The organism is Prosthecobacter sp. (assembly GCF_044373815.1).
Classification (GTDB): domain Bacteria; phylum Verrucomicrobiota; class Verrucomicrobiia; order Verrucomicrobiales; family Verrucomicrobiaceae; genus Prosthecobacter.
On sequence record NZ_JBIPNG010000577.1, the window covers coordinates 1 to 3666 of the forward strand.

General features: G+C 59.2%; 3 protein-coding genes. 1 reads left to right on the plus strand and 2 read right to left on the minus strand.

All coding sequences use genetic code 11. The features are described 5' to 3' along the window. The coding region (locus ACIREA_RS28480) for a TIGR02206 family membrane protein (protein WP_397385709.1) at positions 1-395 on the minus strand (395 nt) is incomplete at its 3' end. Positions 396-452: 57 nt separating this feature from the next. On the opposite strand from ACIREA_RS28480, the gene ACIREA_RS28485 reads away from it, so the two are divergent. Then, the gene (locus ACIREA_RS28485; protein ID WP_397385710.1) at positions 453-2255 is read left to right on the plus strand and encodes a DUF3592 domain-containing protein; all 1803 of its coding nucleotides are present in this window, start codon (positions 453-455) and stop codon (positions 2253-2255) included. On the opposite strand, the gene ACIREA_RS28490 is transcribed toward ACIREA_RS28485, so the two are convergent. Further along, a partial coding sequence (locus ACIREA_RS28490) for an FtsX-like permease family protein (RefSeq protein WP_397385711.1) occupies positions 2252-3666 on the minus strand: 1415 nt, incomplete at its 5' end. The two genes, ACIREA_RS28485 and ACIREA_RS28490, sit on opposite strands and share 4 nt — an antisense overlap.

Sequence of the window (3666 nt, forward strand, 5' to 3'; positions counted from 1 at the left end):
ACGCCGGCGTGCATGATGAAAAACAAAAAGAAACGCGGGTCTGGAAACTCATAGATCAGCGCGGGCGTCAGCAGCCCCTGAAGGGTGCCTGCGATGCCAAAGAAATACACCACCTCGCAAAAAAACGAGCGGCGCGTCCAGAGCGCGATGCCCGCTGCCAGGGTGGCAATGTCACAGTACTGCAGGGGAAGCGCCGTGTACACACTGAGCGAGCCGTAAAGAGCATGCACTCCCAGACCGACGGGATACAAGGTCAGCAGCATGCCGCCCAGTGCCCGCTGCGAGAGCACCGCCCAGCGGGTGCGGGAGAGCAGCAGCATCACGATGAACACGGCCAGCGTGATGACGAGCACCGCCTTGTGGGATGGGCCGTATGGATGAAAGGCGGGAGGCATGGCCCGCATCATACGCGGATGTTGCGGAAGTCAGTCGGTTTGTGGCATGTTGCGGGCATGTTACGCTCCAATCGTTCTGCGACCCGCTCCACGAAACAGCTTAGCGGAGGTTGTGCTGTGCTGTTTGGTCTGCCCTTTATCCTAGCCGGCCTTGCCGTCGGTGTGTTTCTCTATTTTCCGGCGATCAGTTCGTGGTGGTCCTCGCGCAACTGGGTGGAAGTGCCGTGCTGGATTGAGACTGCGGAGCTCAAGGCCTCGCGTGGCAGCAAAGGTGGTACGACTTACCGTGCTGAGGCCAGTTATCGCTATGAGTTCGACCGGCGCAGCTACCATGGCGATGAGGTGAGTTTCTTCAGTGGCTCCGACAACATGGGGGATTTTCAGGAGCGGGCTTTTCAGCAGCTGCAGTCGGTGAAGGGCAAAAAGCGGCCGTTTCGCTGCTTTGTAAATCCATCCAAGCCGGAACAGGCCGTGCTGTTTCGCGATCTCCGCTGGGGTCTGCTGCTCTTGATGTCGATTTTCCCGACGCTCTTCCCGCTGGCAGGCTGTCTTGTTTCTATCGGTGGCTGGCGGCAGTCGCGCAAAGCGGGCTTGAGCCAAAAGCTGGCAGCGCAGCATCCCGGTGAACCATGGCGATGGAGGTCGGAATGGGAGGGGGATACGATTCACGCCACAAAGGACGGGCTGCCCTTCATTCTCGGAGTCGCTGGCTGGATTCTGGTGGTGCAGCTGCCGCTGTCGCTGGCGGTGATTTTGGGTGGAGAGATTGCGAAGTCAGGACTGGCCACACTCGCGTTGCTGCCCGCAATGCTTGCTTTGATTCCACTCTTCTTTGCCTGGAAGCGGGTGAAATCGCGCCTGGCCTTCGGGCATCCGTCTTTGCAGGTCAAGCAGTTGCCGGCAAGAACAGGATCGACACTGGCAGGCGATCTGCGATTTGACCGGGTGCTTTCGCCCGTGAGCACGATTTCGGTCCGAGTGCTCTGCCAGCGGCATATCACGCGACGCAGCGGTGACTCGCGGACGACGGCCAAGGAAACAATCTGGGAACACACGGAGACGCTGTCTGCCGCCGAGGCACGGCGTGACGTCAGCGGCATGACACTGCCGCTGCACATTGAGATTCCGCGCGGACTGCCATCTTCTGTCGTGGATGAAGCCTCTATCGTGACGACCGATGGCGAGCAGCATGTGTGGACTCTGGAGGTCAGCTCCTCCCAAGGCGGCAAGCCAGCTGTCCTTCCGCTGCCGGTGTTTGCTGCCACAGGCGAGGCCCTGACAGAAAAATCCGTCACGAATCATCCAGCAGAGGTCGTCGCTTTGAGCACGGAGGATCTCGGCTCTCGATTGCAGGCACGTGGCATAAGGGCGGAATTTGATTCGAGTGGCATCCCGGTACTCCTCGACTGCCCGGCGGGGAGGAACCGCTTCATGAGCGTGTTCCTGCTGCTGTTTGGCAGCGTGTGGTTCGCGGCGTTTTTGTTTATGGTGTATCAGGGTGCTCCTCTGATTTTCAGGCTCGTCTGGGGCATCACCTCACCGCTGATTCTTGGTGGCGGTTTGTGGACATTGTTGCACAGCCGCCAGGTCGAAATCACGACTGGCGAATTACGCATCCTGAACCGGATCGGGCCTTTTTATTCATGGCAGGAGACCTTCGAGCCGCGCCATTTTACCGGCTTCGCCCACGACACCAACATGCAATTCGGCAACCAGTTCTACTACCGCGTGCGCGGAGAGACGATCTTTGATCAAAAGAAAACCCTGATCGACGGCATCACCGAATCTGTCACGGCGGAAACGCTGGCGAAGCGGCTTGATGAATGGCGGAAGCAGAATGATCCTCCGCGCCGAGCTTAGCCTCCATCCCGCAATGCCACGGCAGGGTCCACACGCGCGGCGAACCATGAAGGAACCAGCGCGGCCATGAGGCAGAGGGCGACCGCCGTGGTGCAGATGATGAGGAGATCGCTGAGGCTGGTATGGGCGGGGATGCTGGAGAGGAAGTAGATGTCCTGCGGGAAGATGTCGCGGCCGGTGATGGCGGAGATTTGATCTCGGATCCAATTGCGAATGCTAAGGACGAAGAAGCCGCCTGCGAGTCCGGCCACGACGCCGACGAGGGCCACGATGCCCGCCTGCGAGACAAAGATGGCGATGATCTGCCACGCACGTGTGCCCAGAGCGGTGAGAATGCCGATCTCGCGGCGCTTTTTCACCGTGACGGTGATGGTGGTGTTCATCACGCAGATGGCGGCGACAAGCATGATGAAGAGCAGCAGGAACCACATCATGGTGCGCTGGTTCTCGACGGACTCCAGCATCATGCCGTGCTCCTGCTCCCAGGTGCGGTAGCCCCAGCTTTCCGGCAGCGCACCGGACTGGTACATCGTGGTCATGACACGATCGGCGTTGTCCGGATCCTTCAGCTCCAGCTCGATGCCGCTGATGTCACTGTCGAGGTTGAAGAACTCCTGCGCGACATGCAGCGGCACGTAGCCACGCTTTCCGGCGGTGTCTTCACGCAGCGTGGCTATGAGTGTGAGGTCCTTTGACAGGATAGTGACGTCGTCGAGGGCTGCGGCGCGCTTTTTCTGGTCTTCGTTTTCGGGGATCTCACGGTACTTTTGGATGAACTGGTTCACGCTTTCTGCGGCGTGCACGACGAGCGTGTCGCCTACTTTTGCGCCGATCTCCTTCGCGAATTTGTCACTGAGAACAATGGTGTCGTCCCTGAGATCGAATTTCCCTTGTCGGTACACGGCCTTACCTTTTTCGTTGATGGTTTTAGTGTCACCCAACGCATCCGTTTTGATGTGCTTCTTGAGCTTTTGCAGCAGCGCGTTGTCTTGGTCATCGGTCATGCCGATGACGCTGACACCCTGAAGATTGGAGTCATTTTCAACGACGAGGATGCCGAGGTGACCTTCCCTTGTTCTGTCTGCCACGGGCACAGCAGAAACAACTTCAGGACGCTGGGCGAGGCTTTTCTGAAGCTCGCGCCAATCGACGGGTTTCGGACCGCCGGGTTCGCCTTCCAGCGCACCCAAAGGCTCCACCATGGCATGCGGCTCAAAGCCGATGAGCATCTGCCGGTACTCACGCTGCCAGCCGCTGAACACGGACATCACAAAGACCAGCACGCCGACGCCGAGCATGACTCCGAGCATCGAAATCACGGTGATGACCGAGATGAACGAGCGCGTGGGCCGCAGGTAGCGCAGGGCGAGGAAGAGGGGGGCGCTGGTCATGAGAGGGCTTTTAAATCGTT